The sequence below is a fragment of the Parabacteroides sp. Marseille-P3160 genome (genome assembly GCF_900162725.1).
In the GTDB taxonomy this organism is placed as follows: domain Bacteria; phylum Bacteroidota; class Bacteroidia; order Bacteroidales; family Tannerellaceae; genus Marseille-P3160.
Genome location: NZ_LT799418.1, coordinates 1,427,183 through 1,447,052 on the forward strand (window position 1 = coordinate 1,427,183; position 19,870 = coordinate 1,447,052).

Consider the following 19,870-nt stretch of genomic DNA (forward strand, 5'->3'; position numbering starts at 1 on the left):
TAAAAACGTTGTTGTAATGAGCACAAAGACAAGCAAGCATCCTGCCGGCCTCGTTTTCCTGTTTATGACGGAAATGTGGGAGCGCTTCGGTTACTATCTGATGTTGGGTATTTTCACGCTTTATCTAATGAGTGCCGATGGCATGGGGATGGAGCAAAGTAGAGCATATGATATCGTAGGCACCTACCTGGGATTGGTATATCTGACCCCTTTTCTTGGAGGGATGATTGCTGATAAATTGCTCGGCTACCGCTTGTCTATTATTATAGGTGGATTATTGATGGCTTTGGGTTATGCATTGCTGTCTATACCTTCGGAGAACCTATTATGGGGAGCTTTGCTGCTGATCATATTTGGAAACGGCTTCTTCAAGCCGAACATGACTACTTTATTGGGTAACTTATATACCAAGGAGCAATATAAAGCCCAGAAGGATGCAGGTTACAGCTTTTTTTACATGAGAGTGAACGTAGGTGCTTTCATTTGTAATTTTGTGGCGGCTTTCCTTCGGAATGAGTATGGCTGGGGATATGCTTTCCTGGCAGCAAGTATAGGCATGATCGTCGGTCTAATAGTATTTCTCTCGGGTACAAAGCATATAAAGGAAGCCGATATCATTAAAAAACAGGAACACGCCGGTTCGGATATCAGCAAAGTGCTGCTGTATGTCTTTGTGCCGGCGATTCTTTTTGCAGCGGTAGGGTGGCTGATCCCCGGTAATCTGCTCGGGACGGATTCGGCTGATGCCTTTTTATTTGCCTGTGTTCCGGTCATCGTGTTTTTCGGTTCTCTTGTGTTCCGGGCACCGAAAGCCGAGCATACTCAAATAAAAGCGCTGCTTATCGTATATGTGATCATGATACCTTTCTTTGCCGTGTTCCAGCAGAATGCGACCGCGTTGACTACCTTTGCCGAAACATATACCGACCGTGAAATGCCTGTCGCCATAGCAAAGGCGGCAGATGCTGCTAAAATGACACAGACGCTTACTTATGAGAAAGATTCCGTGCCGTTCTTAGATAGTCGTTTAAAAACGGTGGTAGATAGGAATGATCAGATACTTAATACCTATGATTATCCGAGTTATTTTAAGAATCAGTCTCCCGACCGCTTGCCGGAAGAGGGACAAAAAGTGACGTTGCTGTCGACGGAGATTTTCCAATCGGTCGGTCCTTTTTTCATTGTTTTGTTGACTCCCTTGATGATCGGCTTTTTCTCTTTTCTGAAAAGAAGAGGCAAGGAACCCTCTACCCCGGAAAAAATGGCTTGGGGATTGGTGATTACGGGATTATCATCATTGGTAATGGTATTTGCCGTTTTGTTTACCGATATTTATACCCACAAGGCTCCAATGTTGTGGCTGGTGGGCTGTTATGTCGTGATTACAGTAGGTGAATTATTGATCGGACCGATCGGTCTCTCGCTTACTTCCAAACTCAGCCCGAAGAATATTACCGCCTTTATGATGGGGGGATGGTTCTTGTCAAACTCGATCGGGAATAAACTGAGTGGAATCTTGGCCGGACTGTGGGATCAGTTTGACCATAAGGCCTTTTTCTTTATGATGAATGCGGCCTTATGTCTGGTCGCGGCTGTCGTGATCTTCTCGCTGGTAAAATGGCTGAAAACGATTGTGAACGAGCAAGAAGCAGATTGAATAAGATGTTTAAAATCTAATAAAATTAATATCATAAATAAACGCATAGCCGACCTGAGGCTGTTTATGAAAGAACACGGTCTGCATGCTTTTATTGTTCCGAGTACCGATCCGCATATGAGTGAGTATCCTCCCGCTTATTATGAAAGCAGGGTCTGGCTAAGTGGTTTCACCGGATCAGCTGGGACGTTAGTGATAACCTTATCGAAGGCAGGTCTGTGGACGGACTCCCGCTATTTTATCCAGGCGGCTAATGAGTTGGAAGGTTCAGAAATCGCTCTATTCAAAGATCGTTTGCCAGAGACCCCTTCTTTTACCGACTGGCTCATTAGTGAACTAAAACCCGGAGAGGCTGTGGGTATCGATGCGAATGTCTATGCCGCCAAAGACGCCATGGTCCTGAAAGAACGCATCGGTGTTGCCGGTATTAATCTGGTGAGCGACTATGATCCGTTGTCTGCCATTTGGGAGAATCGTCCTTCGATCCCTAAAAGCAAGATTCGGATTTTCCCCGTCGAGTTTTCGGGCGAATCGACGGCAAGTAAGATCGCACGGATACGTGAGAGCATCCGCCAAGCAAAAGCCGATTCGATTCTTATCAGTACGTTAGACACGATTGCCTGGACTTTTAATATTCGTGGAGCGGATGTTGCTTATAATCCGGTGGCTATTGCGTATGCCTTTATCTCATTGGATCGGGCTATTCTTTTTATTGAATATTTTATGCGAAACTTTTGTATTTTTACAGCATGTAAATGTGAACCGCTCCTTGTTCTTTTGCTTAATGAATATACTCTCGACGAACTACCTTCAGGTCTTTTGACTGTTAGGGCTTTCTCTCTTGGATAACCGATGCAACCTTTTGAAAGAAATAAGTATCTATGTTATAGGAATAATACAAACCATTATTTAATTCTAATGCTTATGAAAACAACTACTCCGCCACTGATATTTGTAACATACAGTCCTTTAGTCCTATGAAAATGTTTTATTGATAAAAACAAAAATAGATGAAAAAACTAATTTTTTAAAGCACATTGATAATGCTTATTTCATGTAGTAAAGATGAGACCAATACTTCGCCTTTTGATCCCAAGAACGCGATAGTAGGTAAATGGGAACTAATAGAAAAAGGAGTTAGTGGTGTAACAGAACCATATAAAGCAAATAGATATATCGAATATTTAGAGAATGGTACGATGGTTTATTATTATGATGATACAAATGAATATGTTGTTTCTGAAGCTATATATTGGATAGATGATACTTTTTTGTATCATGGCTCATACGATAAAACTATCGTCATTAAATATTCATACAAATTTTATGAGGATAAAATATGGTTATAATTCATCGATATGTTTTCCACATTTGATACTTTTATTTATCAACGTAAAAAATGACAGTTATGAGAAAACTGATTTTTGCAGCCATTTTTATGGTAATGGTAGGGAGCGGTTTAGCACAAGAAACGATTTTACTAAAAAATTCCAAAGGAGTCCTTGAATCCGTAGAATTTTCTGCAGATGAGAAACGTACAATAGTTCCGGCAACCGCGGATGTCTTTTTTAAAGAGATGCTGGGTATATAATCAACCGACGAATTCAGGAAAACAGAACGGAAACAAAAACAAAAAGAATTTGCCCACGAACATTTTGAACAATATTATAAAGGTGTAAAAGTAGAAGGCGAAGGATATAACTTTCATTATAAAAACTGAAAAATGTAATTTGCACATGGGCATTATATAAGTATTAGTGACATTAATATCCAACCATCCATTACTGAACGTGAAGCAATGGAGAGTTTTGCCAGATACAAGAATATACCGTTGGAAGATGTTGTTGATTTTCTTGCGGAACTGATCATAAAGGAAATACCGGCAAAAACCGATACTGTGCCTATGCTCGTTTATAAAATCTATTTGTATGCCGATTACCGGCATAATACGGAAATAGGATTTATTGATGCACATACGAGAAAGGTGATATTTACCGAACCAGCTTTGATCGATTTCTCCGCAACAGGGACCTTTGAAACCCGCTATTCAAGTACACAGCAGGAAATTACACACTATTATCAAGGAGGTTATCATTTGGTAGATCCCACCTGATCTGCTGTTATACATACATGGAATTTAGAGGGGCGCACAGACTTTTTCAATCCTGCCGGAACAACAAGTGCCATAGAATTAATAGATTATAACAATGCTTGGACGCAAACGGAACACCGATCCAACAACAACGATATGGGATCGGATCTGAAGGAAGAGTGAAAATTAGCTGGTCATAGACAGACTTAATAAGGATAAAATAAATCATCTAAAGAACATCTTACAAAAAAATCTCATTTTTATTTTCATTTTTATAGAGAAGTTGTATATTTGCTGTCGAAATAACGGAAAAATGAATACAGTGCTTGTAAATACATATTGGTGGTGGCGTCTCTTACAACTCAAAATGTCGTAAGGAGCGGTCCTATGTGTATTATATAAGGAATAGATATAAATGAAGGCCTGTCGTACTTACGACAGGTCTTTTTGTTTAGCGGAATAAGGAAAAACAATTATATAAATGATCAAAAGAAAATGAAAACGTATCAAGTGGATGAGAAGGGGTATTACGGACGGTTCGGCGGGGCCTATGTTCCTGAAATACTGCATCAGTGTGTGGAGGATCTGCAGAAGACATACCTGACTGTATTGGAGAGCGAATCTTTCCGCAAGGAATATGAACAGTTGCTGAGGGATTACGTGGGCCGTCCTTCGCCTCTCTATCTGGCGAAACGGTTAAGTGATAAATACGGATGCCGGATATACCTGAAGCGGGAAGACCTGAATCATACCGGAGCGCATAAGATCAATAATACGATCGGACAGATCCTGCTGGCCCGGCGGATGGGGAAAACAAGGATCATCGCCGAAACGGGAGCCGGCCAGCATGGGGTTGCCACGGCGACGGTCTGCGCCTTGATGGACATGCCTTGCGTCGTCTATATGGGCAAGACCGATGTAGAACGGCAACAGCCGAATGTGGAAAAGATGGAGATGCTCGGCGCGACGGTCGTACCGGTCACTTCCGGCAATATGACGCTGAAGGACGCGACCAACGAGGCGATCCGCGACTGGTGTTGCCATCCTTCCGATACCTATTATATCATTGGATCGACCGTCGGCCCGCATCCTTATCCGGATATGGTGGCGCGCCTTCAGTCCGTGATCAGCGAGGAGATCAAAAAACAGTTGCTGGAGCAGGAAGGGCGGGATTATCCCGACTATCTGTTCGCCTGTGTCGGCGGAGGAAGCAACGCGGCCGGAACCATTTACCATTATATCGACGACGACCGGGTGAAGATTATCCTGGCGGAAGCCGGTGGCAAAGGTGTGGATTCCGGCGAAAGCGCCGCTACGATCCACTTGGGAAAACTCGGGATCATCCACGGCTCGCGTACCTTGGTGATGCAGAATGAAGACGGGCAGATCGAAGAGCCTTACTCCATCTCCGCCGGGCTGGATTATCCGGGGATCGGCCCGATTCATGCCAACCTGGCCTTGGAACACCGGGCGACTGTTTTGGCCATCGACGACGATGAGGCGCTGGAGGCCGCTTTCGAACTGACAGCGTTCGAAGGCATCATCCCGGCATTGGAAAGCGCTCATGCGCTGGGTGCTTTGTCAAAAGTGGCGTTTAAACCCGAAGATGTGGTCGTGCTGACCGTTTCGGGTCGCGGGGACAAGGATATGGAAACTTATATCAAGGCGAAGAAGGCCGGCTATGGAAGTAAAAACAATTAATAGATAGGAAAGATGGATTACATTTTTAAAACTAAAACAAAGCAGTTGCTCGGCGACTTGCATACACCGGTCAGCCTTTATCTGAAATTGAGGGATCTTTACCCCGAGTCCGCTCTACTGGAAAGCTCGGACTTTCACGGAAATGAGAACAGCTTGTCTTTTATTGCGCTTTCCCCCCTGGCCAGTTATGGGGTCAATTGTGGAAAAGCGACCGCGACATATCCTGACGGCGTAACGGAGGTAACTACCCTGACCGAAGATTACCGGGTAGAGGATGCCTTGAACGCCTTTCTCCGTTGCTTTCAGGTAGAAGGCCCCAAGAAAGAGGTTTGCGGATTGTACGGATATACCGCTTTTGATGCCGTACGTTATTTCGAAAATATTCCGGTCATCGAGTCTCATCATGCGGAGAACGATGCACCGGATATTCTTTATATACTGTATAAGTACGTAATCGTGTTCGACCATTTCAGAAACGAACTGACGCTCGTCGAGCTGCTTCGTGAAAAAGAGGAAAGCGGCTTGGAAAGCATCGAGTCGATGATAGAGAATCGTAATTTCGCTTCCTATAACTTTATTCCGGAAGGAGAAGAGACTTCTCCGATCACGGATGAGGAATACCGGGCGATGGTACGCGAAGGAGTGCGGCATTGCCTGCGGGGCGACGTTTTCCAGATCGTATTGAGCCGCCGCTTCGAGCAGCCTTTCAAGGGGGATGACTTTAAGGTCTACCGGGCCTTGCGGAGTATCAATCCGTCGCCTTACCTGTTCTATTTCGATTTCGGCGGATTCCGTATTTTCGGTTCTTCGCCGGAAACGCATTGCAAGGTGGGCGGCCGCCATGCCAGCATCGATCCGATTGCCGGGACGGCTTTCCGTACCGGGGATTTTGCCTTGGACAAACAACGGACGGAAGCTTTGTTGGCCGATCCGAAGGAAAATGCCGAGCATGTCATGCTGGTAGACCTTGCCAGGAATGACCTGAGCCGGAATGCGGATAACGTAAAGGTCGATTTCTACAAGGAGGTACAATATTACAGCCATGTGATCCATCTCGTTTCCCGCGTCAGCGGAGAGATCCGTCCGGACAGCAACTCGATTAAGACCTATATCGATACCTTCCCTGCCGGAACGCTGAGCGGGGCACCCAAAGTGCGCGCCATGGAGCTGATCACCGAACTGGAAAAGCATAACCGGGGTGCCTACGGAGGCTGCATCGGATTTATCGGACTAAACGGCGACCTGAATCAGGCCATTACGATCCGTACCTTTGTCAGCCGGGGAAACGTGCTGTACTACCAGGCCGGAGCCGGAATCGTAGCCAAGAGCGATGATGCGCGTGAATTGCAGGAAGTGAACAGTAAATTGGGAGCGTTGAAAAAAGCGATCTCCTTAGCTGCAACCGTAAAGAATTAAGATAGATCATGAAAATATTATTATTCGACAATTACGATTCTTTCACTTATAATTTACTTCATATACTGAGGGAATTCGGTGCGGATGTGGAGGTGCACCGAAATGACAAGATTTCCCTGGATGAGGTCGACCGTTTCGATAAGATCGTCCTTTCTCCCGGACCAGGTATCCCCGAAGAGGCCGGCATCCTTTTACCGTTGATCCGGCGGTACGCCCCGACGAAATCCATTCTCGGCGTCTGCCTGGGCGAGCAGGCTATCGGCGAGGCTTTTGGGGCGAAGCTGGAGAACCTGACGAATGTGCATCATGGCGTCTGCTCTGAAATCCGTGTGATTGCCCGGGATCCACTGTTGGAAGGGTTGGAACCTGCTTTCCGCGCAGGTCGTTATCACTCCTGGGTAGTTTCGAAGGAGGACTTTCCGGATTGCCTCGAAATAACGGCCGAAGATCTGGTAGAGAAGCAAATCATGGCGATAAGGCATCGTAAATATGATGTACACGGGATCCAGTTTCATCCTGAGTCCATTCTTACGCCGCAAGGAAAAACAATTATTCGTAACTGGTTAAATTTATAAGATCATGAAGGAAATATTATATAGATTATTCGAACATCAGTATCTGGGGCGGGAAGAAGCTCATCAGATCCTGCAAAACATTGCGGACGGCAAATACAGTGAAGCGCAGGTTGCAAGCCTGATCACGGTTTTCCTGATGCGCAGTATTTCCGTGGAGGAAGTGGCTGGATTCCGGGACGCCTTGCTGGAGATGCGGATCCCGGTTGATCTTTCGGAATTCCGGCCGATCGATATTGTCGGAACCGGCGGTGACGGAAAGAATACGTTTAACATCAGTACCGCCTCTTGCTTTGTCCTGGCGGGCGCCGGATATAAAGTGGTCAAACATGGGAACTACGGGGCGACTTCCGTCAGCGGCGCCAGCAATGTGATCGAACAGCACGGGGTTAAGTTTACTTCGGATATCGACCGTCTGCGCCGCTCTATCGAGGAAACGAACCTGGCCTATTTGCACGCGCCTTTGTTTAATCCGGCCTTGAAGGCAGTGGCTCCCGTCCGGAAAAGTTTGGGCGTCCGCAGTTTTTTCAATATCTTGGGCCCGTTGGTGAATCCGGTGCTGCCGGCTTATCAGTTGTTAGGTGTTTACAGCTTGCCGATGCTGCGTTTGTATAGTTATATTTATCAGGAGAGCGGTATCCGGTTCGGTGTAGTGCATAGTTTGGACGGATACGACGAAATCTCGTTGACAACCGAATTCAAGGTATCGCTGCCGGAAATGGAAAAAGTCTATACCCCGGAGATGCTCGGTTTCGAGCGTTGTGAGGAGAAAGACCTATATGGCGGGGATACGCCGGAAGATGCGGCGAAAATATTCGATGCCGTACTGGGGAATACCGCGACGGCAGCGCAAAAGAACTGCGTGCTGGCTAATTCTGCTTTTGCGATCCAGGTGATCTGCCCGGAGAAGAAGATACAGGATTGCCTGGCGGAGGTGCGCGAATCGTTGGAGGGCGGGAAAGCACTGGCTTCCTTTAAGAAATTTGTTTCTTTAAATACCTGAATAATGAAAGATATATTAGACGAAATCGTTGCGAATAAACGGATTGAGATTGCCCGGCAAAAGGAAGCGGTTCCTCTGGAAACCCTTTTGGCTTTCGGAAGCGATCGCCTGGAGCGGTCTACCCGTTCGATGCGGGCTTCGTTGGCGCAATCCAAGACAGGAATCATTGCCGAGTTCAAGCGGAAATCACCCTCCAAAGGGTGGCTCTACCCTGATGCGGACATCACGAAAGTGCTTCCCGCGTATGAAGCGGCAGGAGCAGCTGCTTGTTCTATCTTGACGGACGAGCGCTTTTTCGGCGGTTCTTTGGGAGATCTGCAGCGTGCCCGCCGGCTGGTGGAACTGCCTTTGCTGCGGAAAGATTTTATCCTCGATTCGTATCAGCTTTACCAGGCGCGGGTGATGGGGGCGGACGCAGTCTTGTTGATCGCCTCCTGCCTGACGGAAGACGAGTGCTATTCTCTGGCCGAGACGGCTCATGTCCTGGGGTTGGAAGTTTTGCTGGAGGTACATCATCCCGGGGAGCTTTCCCGGTTGAACCCTTGCATCGACTTACTGGGGGTGAATAACCGGAATCTGGGAACTTTTTATACTGACGTCGGGAACTCATATCTTTTGATAGAAGGCATGAAAGAAGTGTCGGCGACTTATGGCTACTCCCCCTTGTTGGTTTCGGAAAGCGGAATCTCCAATCCGGAGACGGTGGCGCGGTTGCGGGCGTCCGGTTTCCGCGGTTTCCTGATCGGGGAGACTTTCATGCGTGCGGAGAATCCCGGGAAAGCGCTGGCTGACTTTATCGGAGGGTTGCCATGCTGATCAAGGTTTGCGGATTGCGCGAACCGGAGAATATCCGTGCAGTGGCGGCGCTGGCGGTCGACTGGATGGGATTTATCTTTTATCCCCGTTCGCCGCGCTATGTATCGCTGGATAAGGAACGGGTCGAGGCGATCCGTTCGTCTTCACGGAAGAAAGTCGGCGTCTTTGTCGATGCTCCGCTGGAACAGATGATGCAGGTCGCCGGTGAATTGGAGCTGGATTATCTGCAGCTACACGGGCATGAATCGCCGGAAACCTGTTACACCCTGCAGAAAAGGGGGCTTTCGGTCATTAAGGCTTTTCCGGTAGCGAGCGGAGAAGCGCTGCCGCCTACGGCAGACTATGATGGGCGGGTCGACTATTTCCTTTTCGACACGAAGGCGGCGGCTTATGGCGGTTCCGGCAAACGGTTCGACTGGTCTATCCTGGCCACCTACACCGGAAAGACGCCTTTTTTGCTGAGCGGCGGGCTTCATCCCGGCAGCCTCGGTGACTTGGCGGCCTTCCATCATTTGCAAATGGCAGGCATCGATCTGAACAGCGGCTTCGAAACGGAGCCGGCTTTGAAAGACATTCCCCGTTTGTCCGATTTTATCAATCACTACAAAAAACAACAACAATGAATTGCATTACTCATTTATTCGAAACAAAGAAACAAGGGATTCTTTCCCTCTATTTTACAGCTGGATATCCTCATTTGAACGATACTGTGGAGATACTTCGCACTTTGCAGGCCAAAGGGATCGATATGGCCGAGATCGGCATTCCTTTTTCGGACCCCATGGCGGACGGGCCGGTCATTCAGGATGCCGCTACCCGGGCGCTTCGCAACGGTATGTCGCTCCGGCTGCTTTTTCAACAACTGAAAGATATCCGTAAGGAAGTTACTCTCCCATTGATCTTAATGGGCTATCTGAACCCGATCATGCGGTATGGTTTCGAGGCTTTCTGCCGCTCTTGTTCCGAAGTCGGTGTCAACGGGATGATCATTCCTGATCTTCCGTTTGCCGACTATCTGGCCGATTACAAGGAGGTGGCGGACCGTTATGGACTGAAAATCATTATGCTGATTACTCCCGAAACCTCGGAGGAGCGCATCCGTGAGATCGACGCCCATACTTCCGGCTTCATCTATATGGTCTCAAGTGCGGCGATTACCGGTGCACAACAGAGTTTTGACGAACAAAAACAAGCCTATTTCCGACGCATCAATGGTATGAACCTGAAGAATCCGCGTCTGGTTGGCTTCGGTATCAGTAATAAAGCAACCTTGGAAGCGGCTTCCGGCAATTCCTCCGGAGCTATTATTGGTAGTAAATTTGTTTCCCTGTTGGGAGCCGAGGCTAATCCGGCTGCGGCGTTGGATCGTTTACTCGCGCTTCTGAAAGAGTAGGTGAAGAAGAGCCTTTCTCCCTGCCGGTAGCAGTGGCGGAATCTATTCGTTTCGGTAAGATCACAGTCCGGATTTATTGTTTGACGGCCGTTGGAAGACCTGTTGTTCACCATTGGTAGGTCTGCTAATGGCCGACGACAAGCCTTCCAATGGCCGGCAAACTTTTGATTCAAGGCTCCGGCAGAGAATAGGCTCTGCCTTTTCAATGATATCTCTCTACATTGATTGCTATTTATTTGTAGTGAAAATGGAGGGATCGGTTCACTTTAGGAATTCTTACAGGATTTATTATGAAATTTTTTGGAATATATTTGATTGTTAAATTTATTGTGTATATTCGTGAACTATTAACCTATGTCATATCATAAATTATGAAAGCAAATTATTTTATTATTCCAATTATTACACTTTTTATTGGTCTTTTTTCCTGTTCAGAAGTATCTGATGTCTATGAAGAAGTAAAAATAGAAGAAATGAACGAAGACGCGATTCTATCATTTAGTACTAAGGATGAATTGAATGCTTCAATAAACCAAAGAAAAAGCCAAGAAATACGAACAAAATCTGGAATTGCATCGTCGGGAGAACAATCTTTGCCAGCTGGCGAATCCATGTATGAGCAGAAAAATTATCCCGAGGTAATGCATGAATATGTACCAAATCCAGAGTTTGCTAAATTATTAAATAAAAAAGGAGAAATTATTGTTGACAACATTGTTTATAGAATAACTACTAATGGTACTTATTATTACAATGAAAATAAGAAGAAAGGATTTGAAGCTATTTATGAGAAGGATAGTCTCGTGAAAGGGGAGTTGATAGGAGATAAGCTTTATATAGTTGCAGATGGTATATATAGGTATGATACTTTCTTTGATAAGAAGGTTGAAAATGAGTATATTGAAGGTGAAAGTCCTATGACTTTAAAATCTGGATCGCACACAGGTTTAGACCCAATTCTTGATAAATTAGATTGGTTTACGGCTGATAGGACGACTTGGTTGGGAAAAATTGTTCAAAATTTATTTGGTTCAACAAGAGAGTTTGGAAAGTATTATCCACATACAGATAAAAGACGTGTTAAGGGTTCCTTTTATTTCTACGATTATGTTGTTTATACTGAGATTGGAGCACAAGGTTGGACAGATAAGAAAAACTGGATCGGATGGAGTAAAACGCCTTCTGATGATTTAAGAGTCGGTTGGAGAAATGTTATTCTTGTTACTAAGATCCCTGACAAATTTAAAGAAGACATGGATGAAATGCAGAATCTTTCTAATTCTGTATCTCCCGTTCAATATATGGATATTCCAGGTGCATTGTATAAAATAAATGTGAAAACAATGGTTATGCCAAATTTTGATGCTTCTACATTTGATAAAATACTTAATCAAGGATCTAAAATAGCTTTTGATTGGTTAAAATCTTTAGTTCCACAAAATCAAACAGACTGGGATAAAGCTGAAGCCGCATTGGTTGTTAATCGTACTCATATAATTACTTTTTTTCGTGATCAAGATGTCCAAAAAATTAATACTGAGTCATATACGCATGTATTTGCTTCGCAGGCAAAATTTATGATTACTGTAAATTTAGCAAGTTTTCCTCAGACCTTTAGTGATTATACCAGTACACTCGTTAAAGTGGTTCAAGGTAGTACCCAGATGGCTTATCCTACTTTAGCAAATGGAGACATGTATGTGGCTGCAAAATTTGGTGAGTATTGGCAAGGGATGAGGATAAAAAAAAGAGAAGCGGAAGTTGTAAGAACGATGGGATTAAATTAGTCTAATGATATAAATTAAAAATAGGGCCTCACTTTATCTATAAGATAGAGTGAGGTTGAATAAATTGGAGAATACTTGATACTAATTAGGAGAATATGTCGTCATTGTTACCCATATGTAATATTTATATTAATGTTTTATAATTCATTTACTTACTTATGAAAACAATATTGAAGTCTCTTTTTGTTTTAATCATTGTTTTGAAAACGGTTCTGGCGTGCGGACAAGATAAATCTCACGTTCATATAGATTCTAATTATCTGCTTGGTCTTTATGAAAAGAGTGATTTCTGGACAATAAAATCAGGATTAAGTGGTTTCGATTTCAATATAGCCGGAATGTATGATATAAATAGACGTTTATCTGCCGGAATAGGTGTCGGCGTTGAAAAGTTATATGATCCCTCCTATACAATTCTGCCTGTTTTTGTAAAAGTTGCTTATTCTCCTATTCGAGCCAATGAAAGACCCTACGTTTTTGCTAAAGTAGGTTACGGTATTGGAACAGGAATATCTAACGCGGGATTGTTGTTAAATACGGGGTTGGGTTATAAACTTCAGTTACGTAAACTTTTTGCCTTAAACTTTCTGTTAGGGTATCATTTACAATCTATTCGTTACGATTTAACTTACTATTCTGATGCAGGTGTAATTTCAGATGTAAAGAAAGATCACAATACACGTCACTCCCTTTCGGGCGGGATAGGTTTTATATTCTGATGGGAAAGAGGTATTTTGCGATCTATTGGATATGGATTATTACTTGTCTTTGTCCATTGAGAGGTGCTGCGCAACAGGTCGTTAAACCTCTGAAAAACGAATTCCAGTTTTCAACCGGTTTAAATTCCTATCTTGCTTTTGAATTCGAACCTTCTTATTCTTACAGGCTTCTTAAGAATATCGGAATTGTGGGAAGCATACGGGCGGTGACGGAAGTGGTGGAAAACCTGCATTACGATTTAGTAGGCGGCCTTACCTATCAATGGCGGATCAGTCGGAAGGAGAAAGCAGCGGTTTTGCTTTTCCGTCCGGCTTTACGTTTCAAATTTCCCCTCGTAAGCGACTGTCTTTTCATTACTATGGAACCGGGCCTTTTAATCAATCCCATACCCGACGAAACGTTGGAGTTTGCTTCTATTAATACCGAAACCTTCGAAATACCTTCCAACTATAAAACAGTCAAGAATAAAGGAGGACGTGTCTTCTTCTATGAAGTGAAAAATTATTTGGCCTTGACTGTCGATAACTGGTCTTTGTTAGCCGGCTATAACCTTTCTACCTACGACCTTTATTCCGGAAGAAGAAACATAGTCATAGAGGGAGATCTGTTAAATAAACATCTTACTTCAAAGAAGGCGTTCTGTCATACCGGGTTTATCGGGATCGGTTATTCTTTTTAATCTGAACGTTACCATTCAAACTCCAGCTAATAGAAATTCTTTATTCTGACTTGTACAGAAAAAACTTTATCTGTATAACGAAAAAACATTCTGTGTTTTTTATATCTTTGCGGCCTATGACATTAGGATTGTTTACGTTGATTCTTTTTTGCGGAGCTATTCTGGCCGGCTTTCTCGGTTCGTTGACGGGCTTGGGGGGAGGATTTGTTATTATCCCCCTGCTTACTTTGGCCTTTGGGGTAGATCTGCGTTATGCAATCGGCGCTTCATTAGTGACTTCTATCGCCAGTTCCTCCGGCGCGGCGGCGGCTTATTTGAAAGAGGGTATTACCAATATACGCATTGGTATGTTCCTGGAGATAGCCACGACTACCGGTGCGGTTGTCGGGGCGTTGGTAGCGATCTATTTAAATAATGGTTTTATCGCTGTGCTTTTTGGCTGCGTGTTGATTTTTTCTTCCCTAAGAACTATTTTTTACAAAAAAACGGAAGCGGATCCGAATGAAAAGGGAGACCCGTTGGGAGAGAAACTTCATTTGAATAGTTCCTATATAACACGGGAAGGAGAAGTAGTCCGATATAAAGTACAGCATGTGCTGGGAGGTTACTCACTGATGACATTGGCTGGCGTCTTGTCCGGAATCCTGGGAATCGGATCCGGAGCTTTAAAAGTGTTGGCGATGGATACGGCAATGAAGATACCGTTCAAAGTATCTACGACGACCAGTAATTTTATGGTGGGAGTGACCACTGCTGCCAGTGCGGTTATTTATCTGCAAAGGGGATATATTGATCCGGGATTGGCAATGCCGATTGTGACGGGTGTACTTCTGGGCGCTTTCCTGGGCTCGAAGATCCTTCCGAAAGCGAATGTGCGGAATTTACGTTTGCTATTCAGTGTCGTCATCTTCATTGTCGCCATCACAATGATGTATAATGGTTTAAGCGGAAAGTTGTAAGTAATGAAACGGATTTTTACCAAAGAATTCTGGATGGAACGGGATGTGGAGCTTCTCATCGGGAAGTTACTGCGTTACGGAGTGGTGCTTTCCTGCTGCATCACCGGGGTGGGGGCCATTTTCTACCTGTATCAGCATCACGGAGTCACTGCCGACTACAGTTCAACGCCTGCAGGGGAACCTTTTCCCGGCGTGGATGCGTATCTCCGGGAGTTACCGTGCATCTTGCCGCACGTGCTCGAAGGAGATGGGGCGGCGATTATCCAATTGGGGGTCATCGTATTGATAGCCACCCCGGTGATCAGGGTGGCCTTTTCGGCGCTTGCCTTCTTCATCGAACGCGATTATCTGTATGTCTTTATCACCTTGTTGGTGTTGGCTATCATCCTTTCTAATATATTTTTCGGGCTGCATTGATTCCGTTTTGAGAGAGAAGGTGTGTCAAAAGGGCCATAAGGGAATTCCGTAGGGGCGAATTGCATTCGCCCGCTCCTATTCAATTTAATAAAAATCAACGTATTATATACATGATTCCATAATACGGGCGAATTCAATTCGCCCCTACACACCCCACGATGGACTTTTGACACATTTACAGGATTGCATCACCTGATGCCGTTCACGGACGGATAAATTTGGACAAGACCCGCTCTTCCGTGAAGAGGGCGGCCGTGTCGATCAATGCCAGGTGAGAGTAGGCTTGCGGAAAGTTGCCGAGTTGCCGTTTGGTCTTGAAATCGAGGTCTTCGCTGAACAGGCCGACATGGTTGGAATAGGTGAGAAGCTGGTCGAAAAGCGTTTTTGCCTCGTCTTTCGAACCGGTCATATAGAGCGCGCGGACCATCCAGAATGTACAAATCGTGAAGGCGGATGTGGGAGTACCGAAATCATCTTTGTTTTTATACCGGAACATCAATCCGTCGTTGAACAACTCTTTTTTGATCCGTTGGACTGTTTTCACATATTTCTCGTCATTCGGCTGGATGAAATTATAGTATTCCATCAACAGGAGGGAAGAATCGACTTCGCTTCCCCCGTAAGTCTGGGTGAAGCTTTGTAGCTCTTCGTTCCATCCCTTTTCCAGCACATCCTGATAAATGCGGTCGGCTTCTTGTCTCCATTCCTGTTCATAATAGGTCTTTCCGAGTAGGGCGGCAATCTGGGCAGCCCGGTCCAAGGCAACCCACGACATGACTTTGGAAAAGACAAAGTAATCCTTCGTGTTCCGGAATTCCCAAATGCTTTGGTCTGCGTTCTGCCATTCGGCATAGATGGTTTTTACCACATTCTTGACGACTTCCCATATCTCCTCCACTTCGTCCAGCGTTCCGGTAAAATAGATGTAATACCGGTAGACTACCTCGAGCAGGTAACCGAGGGAATCGTTCTGCTTCTGGTCGTAGGCGGCATTCCCGATGCGTACCGGCCGGGAGTTTTCATATCCGCTGAGATGAGGTAGTATCTCTTCCGTAAGCGTCCGTTCGCCGCGAATGCTGTACATGATCTGAAACGTATCGTATTTGGATTTTAGGATGCGTTTGATGAAACCGAGGAACCGGCGGGCGGCGCCCTGATGCCCCATCCGGAGGAGGGTGGCGATCGACATGGAGGCGTCACGCATCCAACAGAAACGGTAGTCCCAGTTTCGTTCCTCGCCGATTGTTTCCGGCATCGCTGTTGTTATGGCGGCCAGGACGGCTCCGGACGGTTCGGCGGACATGAGTTTCAGAGTCAACAGGCTCCGGGCGATTTGTTCGTTATATTCCTTAAATTTCTTGGAACGGTTGTCCCAGTTCAGCCAATAAACTTTTGTCCGCTGATAATCCAGTAGGATACGTTTGATATTGATTGGTATCAGTTTCTGGTTATAGGAGAGCAACAGGAATTCATCTTTCGTCAGAGTAATCTCGCGCTGCTCAAGTATATCGTCAAAATCGATTCCGGAATAGAGGTAGATGTTGTCCCTGTCGTTACTAACGGATGAGGTACGTATGTATTCCTTGAATTTACGGTGGACGGCCTGCTCCCTGGCGTAATTCATCCTGGGATCATAGCGGATGCGAAAGCGCGGCGTTCCGCTGACATAGCGGATATAACGATCGATTTCAGGCGCCATATAATAGGTTGTGTCCGAAGTCCGGTAGCGGGGCATAAAGTCGAATAATTCAAAGATGCCTTCAGCCGATTCGTAGCGGGTACAAAGTATGTTGGTTCTTTCCACGTATTTTTGCTTTACAGCATAAGCTTGGGAAACTTCAATGCTGAAACTGCCGCCGATCTTTTCATCCAGCAATTTGGAGAAGATGGAAGGAGAGTCAAAATCCGGAAAGCAAAACCAATCGATACTTCCTGTCTTAGAGATGAGCGCAGCGCTTCGGCAATTGCCTATGACACCATAATCTAAACTTTTCATGCTTATTCTAATAATATAATTCGGTAAAAATTAAACAATTTCTTAGTCTTAAAAACTAAGATGACCCGCAAAGTAACCATTTCTATCGAAAAATAAAAAAAATGAGGTCTCTCAAATAAGAAAGTACACTCTTTTTATGCCGGGGTATAAGGACAACGCTGCTAAGGCAGCACCTTCGTTCTGCCATGACAACGGATATTCTATTTTTAACCAAGGTCAGCCTCGAAGCTTATCATGGTCGTCCTCGTGGCGACCTGCGGCAAACAATAGATTGGATATATATTTGCATGAAAATCAGTATGTAGCAAGACTTGTTTCCCGCTGTTGATTGGCAAAAGTGAAGCGATGGGATCTTATCCGTATTGACAGACTTATCATAAGGGATTCTACCGGCTAAATTTAAATAAAAAGAATTGATATTTGTCTTTTTGATTTTTTTTTTCTAATTTGCGACAAAGACTGATCAAATAATCTTTTTTTCAAAATAAAAAATCCCTTATGAAATTAATTATAATATCGAATAGGCTTCCCGTAAAAATTAAAGAGGAAGCAGGAGAATATAAAATTGTCAGGAGTGAGGGAGGCCTGGCAACCGGCTTAAGCTCGTTGGAATCTGCACAGGAGATTCATTGGGTCGGATGGCCGGGCATGTATATCGATAGTCCCGAAGAGAAAAAGCAGATTGATAACCGGTTGGTAGACTTGGATTTTCATCCGGTTCACCTGACTCCTGAACAGATAGAGAAGTACTATGAAGGCTATAGTAATAGTACGCTTTGGCCTTTATGCCATTATTTCTTCTCTTATATTGAATATAATAGCGATTATTGGATCGCATATAAGAAAGTGAATCAGTTGTTTTGCCGGGCGGCGCTCCGGATTATCGAACCGGGGGATACCGTCTGGATCCAGGATTATCAACTGATGTTGCTTCCGGCAATGCTGCGCGGAAAAACGACCGGAGTAAGCATCGGTTATTTTCATCATATCCCTTTCCCTTCCTATGAGCTGTTCCGTGGGCTGCCGGAGCGGGCGGAAATCTTGCACGGACTGCTGGGAGCCGATCTCATCGGGTTCCATACTTATGATTATATGCGCCATTTTATCAGTACCGTCTACCGTGTGTTGAATGTGGATTGTAACTTGGATGAGATCCAGATGGAGGATCACATGGCCGAAGTGGATGCGTTCCCCATGGGAATTAACTATGATTTATATCGCGATGCGATCTTGGATCCGGTAGTCAGCAAAAAAGCAAAAGAGCTTAAAAGTAGCTTTGGAAGTCATAAGTTGATCTTGGCGGTCGACCGGCTGGATTACAGCAAGGGAATTCTGATCCGTTTGAGAAGTTTCCTCGGCTTTCTGGAGAAACATCCGGAGTATCATGGTAAAGTGTCTTTGGTAATGATTGTGGTGCCTTCTCGGGATACGGTCGATCTGTATGCCGATCTGAAGACAAAGATCGATGAGATGACCGGTCTTATCAACGGGCGTTATTCGACAATCAACTGGACGCCGGTGTATTATTTCTACCGTTCCTTTTCGTTTGAAGAGCTGACGGCGATGTATCATATTGCGGACATCGCATTGGTTACTCCGCTAAGGGACGGGATGAACCTGGTTGCTAAGGAATATCTGGCAGCGAAGAGAGATCAGCCGGGTGTTTTGATCTTAAGTGAAATGGCAGGAGCGGCGATCGAACTGTCCGATGCAATCATCGTGAATCCGACGGATACAAACGAGATCGAAGAAGCGATCCAACAGGCTTTGGAGATGTCGGTCGATGAGCAGATGGTGTTGTTGAAAAAAATGCAGAATGTCATATCCAAGCATACGGTTAAGCAATGGGCCGGCGATTTTATCCAGGAACTGGAAGATATAAAGGCAAGGAATGAGAAGATGAGCCGGAAGATTGTCGAATCCGAAAGCCTGAAACAAATCCGCAAACGTTATCAACAGGCGCATAAACGTTTACTCCTCTTTGACTACGACGGTACGTTGAGCCGTTTTTATAATGATCCGAGTCAAGCCAGGCCGACAAAGGAGTTGCTGGCCTTGTTGACCGATTTGTCGGCGGATCCCCATAATAAGGTAGTCATTAACAGCGGAAGGGATAAGGACACGTTAGAGAATTGGTTCGGCCATTTGCCTATCGGACTGGCGGCAGAGCACGGAACGTTCTACAAGGAAGAAGGAGTGTGGCATAGTCGCATCAATGAAATCGAATGGGATGACGAGATCCTGCATATCCTTGAGCAGACCATCAGTCGGACTCCACGCTCGAAGATGGAAGTAAAGAAGACGGCTTTGGTCTGGCATTACCGAAATGTGGATATATGGTTAGCCGATTTACGTGTCAATCAGTTAATCCGGAAATTGATAAGCCCTTGTACCCGTCTGAATCTGCAGATAATGAGAGGAAATAAAGTGATTGAGATCAAGACTGCCGATTATAATAAAGGATATGAGGCGAAGCGTCTTTTGGCTCAGGATTCCTATGATTTTATCCTGGCGATCGGTGACGATACTACCGATGAAGATATGTTTGCCGCACTTCCGAAAGATGCGATCACCGTAAAGATCGGTACGGTTTCAGAGCTTGCCAAATATGATTTGCCTGCCCAAAGCATGACCCTTCCTTTCCTTAGAGGGCTACTTTAAA

19 protein-coding genes and 1 pseudogene are annotated in these 19,870 nt (G+C 45.1%); 19 read left to right on the forward strand and 1 reads right to left on the reverse strand.

Translation table 11 applies throughout. The features are described 5' to 3' along the window. Positions 1 to 16: 16 nt before the first annotated feature. The 18 genes and pseudogenes from BQ8014_RS05765 (at position 17) to BQ8014_RS05850 (ending at position 15,212) form a co-directional block, all read left to right on the forward strand. A complete protein-coding gene (locus BQ8014_RS05765) occupies positions 17 to 1,657 on the forward strand; it encodes a peptide MFS transporter (RefSeq protein ID WP_080903539.1) in 1,641 nt (546 codons plus the stop codon). 54 nt (positions 1,658 to 1,711) lie between these two features. Continuing rightward, positions 1,712 to 2,506, forward strand: a complete 795-nt coding sequence (locus tag BQ8014_RS05770; RefSeq protein WP_255376322.1) for an aminopeptidase P family N-terminal domain-containing protein — start codon at positions 1,712 to 1,714, stop codon at positions 2,504 to 2,506. Positions 2,507 to 2,700: 194 nt separating this feature from the next. Further along, a complete protein-coding gene (locus BQ8014_RS05775; protein WP_080903541.1) occupies positions 2,701 to 3,006 on the forward strand; it encodes a hypothetical protein in 306 nt (101 codons plus the stop codon). 59 nt (positions 3,007 to 3,065) lie between these two features. Beyond that, complete coding sequence (locus BQ8014_RS05780) at positions 3,066 to 3,248, forward strand: hypothetical protein (RefSeq protein WP_139785088.1); 183 nt, start codon at positions 3,066 to 3,068, stop codon at positions 3,246 to 3,248. 18 nt (positions 3,249 to 3,266) lie between these two features. Further along, positions 3,267 to 3,377: pseudogene (locus tag BQ8014_RS20000) on the forward strand (hypothetical protein); the annotation flags it as partial. Between the two features lie 78 nt (positions 3,378 to 3,455). After that, a complete protein-coding gene (locus BQ8014_RS19930) occupies positions 3,456 to 3,770 on the forward strand; it encodes a hypothetical protein (RefSeq protein ID WP_080903543.1) in 315 nt (104 codons plus the stop codon). A gap of 474 nt (positions 3,771 to 4,244) precedes the next feature. Continuing rightward, entirely contained in the window at positions 4,245 to 5,450 is a 1,206-nt protein-coding gene (gene trpB / locus BQ8014_RS05795) for a tryptophan synthase subunit beta (protein WP_080905838.1), read from the forward strand. A 12-nt stretch (positions 5,451 to 5,462) separates the two neighbouring features. Next, complete coding sequence (locus BQ8014_RS05800) at positions 5,463 to 6,866, forward strand: anthranilate synthase component I family protein (protein ID WP_080903544.1); 1,404 nt, start codon at positions 5,463 to 5,465, stop codon at positions 6,864 to 6,866. Positions 6,867 to 6,874: 8 nt separating this feature from the next. Then, entirely contained in the window at positions 6,875 to 7,441 is a 567-nt protein-coding gene (locus BQ8014_RS05805) for an anthranilate synthase component II (protein ID WP_080903545.1), read from the forward strand. Positions 7,442 to 7,445: 4 nt separating this feature from the next. Continuing rightward, entirely contained in the window at positions 7,446 to 8,441 is a 996-nt protein-coding gene (gene trpD, locus BQ8014_RS05810; protein WP_080903546.1) for an anthranilate phosphoribosyltransferase, read from the forward strand. 3 nt (positions 8,442 to 8,444) lie between these two features. Further along, positions 8,445 to 9,257 carry an indole-3-glycerol phosphate synthase TrpC gene (gene trpC / locus BQ8014_RS05815; protein ID WP_080903547.1) on the forward strand — a complete coding sequence of 271 codons (813 nt, stop codon included), beginning with the start codon at positions 8,445 to 8,447 and terminating at the stop codon, positions 9,255 to 9,257. Beyond that, positions 9,251 to 9,880 carry a phosphoribosylanthranilate isomerase gene (locus tag BQ8014_RS05820; protein WP_080903548.1) on the forward strand — a complete coding sequence of 210 codons (630 nt, stop codon included), beginning with the start codon at positions 9,251 to 9,253 and terminating at the stop codon, positions 9,878 to 9,880. Before trpC ends, BQ8014_RS05820 begins: the two co-directional genes overlap by 7 nt. Beyond that, positions 9,877 to 10,650 (forward strand): tryptophan synthase subunit alpha, encoded by a 774-nt coding sequence (trpA, locus tag BQ8014_RS05825; protein WP_080903549.1) that lies wholly within the window; start codon positions 9,877 to 9,879, stop codon positions 10,648 to 10,650. The genes BQ8014_RS05820 and trpA overlap by 4 nt, the downstream gene beginning before the upstream one ends. Before the next feature lie 371 nt (positions 10,651 to 11,021). Then, a complete protein-coding gene (locus BQ8014_RS05830) occupies positions 11,022 to 12,437 on the forward strand; it encodes a hypothetical protein (protein ID WP_080903550.1) in 1,416 nt (471 codons plus the stop codon). Between the two features lie 158 nt (positions 12,438 to 12,595). Further along, entirely contained in the window at positions 12,596 to 13,156 is a 561-nt protein-coding gene (locus tag BQ8014_RS05835) for a hypothetical protein (RefSeq protein WP_080903551.1), read from the forward strand. After that, positions 13,156 to 13,836 carry a hypothetical protein gene (locus BQ8014_RS05840; RefSeq protein ID WP_080903552.1) on the forward strand — a complete coding sequence of 227 codons (681 nt, stop codon included), beginning with the start codon at positions 13,156 to 13,158 and terminating at the stop codon, positions 13,834 to 13,836. Before BQ8014_RS05835 ends, BQ8014_RS05840 begins: the two co-directional genes overlap by 1 nt. A 116-nt stretch (positions 13,837 to 13,952) precedes the next feature. Continuing rightward, positions 13,953 to 14,795, forward strand: coding sequence for a sulfite exporter TauE/SafE family protein (locus BQ8014_RS05845; protein ID WP_080903553.1), 843 nt, complete (start codon positions 13,953 to 13,955; stop codon positions 14,793 to 14,795). Positions 14,796 to 14,798: 3 nt separating this feature from the next. Beyond that, on the forward strand, positions 14,799 to 15,212 hold the full coding sequence (locus BQ8014_RS05850) for a DUF1634 domain-containing protein (RefSeq protein WP_080903554.1): 414 nt from the start codon (positions 14,799 to 14,801) through the stop codon (positions 15,210 to 15,212). Between the two features lie 202 nt (positions 15,213 to 15,414). Here the strand turns inward: BQ8014_RS05850 and BQ8014_RS05855 are convergent, their stop codons facing one another. Continuing rightward, positions 15,415 to 17,208: a glycoside hydrolase family 15 protein gene (locus tag BQ8014_RS05855; protein WP_080903555.1), complete on the reverse strand. Its 1,794-nt coding sequence runs from the start codon at positions 17,206 to 17,208 to the stop codon at positions 15,415 to 15,417. Positions 17,209 to 17,706: 498 nt separating this feature from the next. Between BQ8014_RS05855 and BQ8014_RS05860 the strand changes: the two genes are divergently transcribed. Further along, positions 17,707 to 19,869: a bifunctional alpha,alpha-trehalose-phosphate synthase (UDP-forming)/trehalose-phosphatase gene (locus BQ8014_RS05860; RefSeq protein WP_080903556.1), complete on the forward strand. Its 2,163-nt coding sequence runs from the start codon at positions 17,707 to 17,709 to the stop codon at positions 19,867 to 19,869. Position 19,870: the final 1 nt, after the last annotated feature.

What these genes read in the sequence shown, in the direction of transcription:
- BQ8014_RS05765 (WP_080903539.1), top strand. Translation starts at nt 17, where the DNA reads ATGAGCACAAAGACAAGCAAGCATCCTGCCGGCCTCGTTTTCCTGTTT.
- BQ8014_RS05775 (WP_080903541.1), top strand. Translation starts at nt 2,701, where the DNA reads ATGCTTATTTCATGTAGTAAAGATGAGACCAATACTTCGCCTTTTGAT.
- BQ8014_RS05780 (WP_139785088.1), top strand. Translation starts at nt 3,066, where the DNA reads ATGAGAAAACTGATTTTTGCAGCCATTTTTATGGTAATGGTAGGGAGC.
- BQ8014_RS19930 (WP_080903543.1), top strand. Translation starts at nt 3,456, where the DNA reads ATGGAGAGTTTTGCCAGATACAAGAATATACCGTTGGAAGATGTTGTT.
- trpB (WP_080905838.1), top strand. Translation starts at nt 4,245, where the DNA reads ATGAAAACGTATCAAGTGGATGAGAAGGGGTATTACGGACGGTTCGGC.
- BQ8014_RS05800 (WP_080903544.1), top strand. Translation starts at nt 5,463, where the DNA reads ATGGATTACATTTTTAAAACTAAAACAAAGCAGTTGCTCGGCGACTTG.
- BQ8014_RS05805 (WP_080903545.1), top strand. Translation starts at nt 6,875, where the DNA reads ATGAAAATATTATTATTCGACAATTACGATTCTTTCACTTATAATTTA.
- trpD (WP_080903546.1), top strand. Translation starts at nt 7,446, where the DNA reads ATGAAGGAAATATTATATAGATTATTCGAACATCAGTATCTGGGGCGG.
- trpC (WP_080903547.1), top strand. Translation starts at nt 8,445, where the DNA reads ATGAAAGATATATTAGACGAAATCGTTGCGAATAAACGGATTGAGATT.
- BQ8014_RS05820 (WP_080903548.1), top strand. Translation starts at nt 9,251, where the DNA reads ATGCTGATCAAGGTTTGCGGATTGCGCGAACCGGAGAATATCCGTGCA.
- trpA (WP_080903549.1), top strand. Translation starts at nt 9,877, where the DNA reads ATGAATTGCATTACTCATTTATTCGAAACAAAGAAACAAGGGATTCTT.
- BQ8014_RS05830 (WP_080903550.1), top strand. Translation starts at nt 11,022, where the DNA reads ATGAAAGCAAATTATTTTATTATTCCAATTATTACACTTTTTATTGGT.
- BQ8014_RS05835 (WP_080903551.1), top strand. Translation starts at nt 12,596, where the DNA reads ATGAAAACAATATTGAAGTCTCTTTTTGTTTTAATCATTGTTTTGAAA.
- BQ8014_RS05840 (WP_080903552.1), top strand. Translation starts at nt 13,156, where the DNA reads ATGGGAAAGAGGTATTTTGCGATCTATTGGATATGGATTATTACTTGT.
- BQ8014_RS05845 (WP_080903553.1), top strand. Translation starts at nt 13,953, where the DNA reads ATGACATTAGGATTGTTTACGTTGATTCTTTTTTGCGGAGCTATTCTG.
- BQ8014_RS05850 (WP_080903554.1), top strand. Translation starts at nt 14,799, where the DNA reads ATGAAACGGATTTTTACCAAAGAATTCTGGATGGAACGGGATGTGGAG.
- BQ8014_RS05855 (WP_080903555.1), bottom strand. Translation starts at nt 17,208, where the DNA reads ATGAAAAGTTTAGATTATGGTGTCATAGGCAATTGCCGAAGCGCTGCG.
- BQ8014_RS05860 (WP_080903556.1), top strand. Translation starts at nt 17,707, where the DNA reads ATGAAATTAATTATAATATCGAATAGGCTTCCCGTAAAAATTAAAGAG.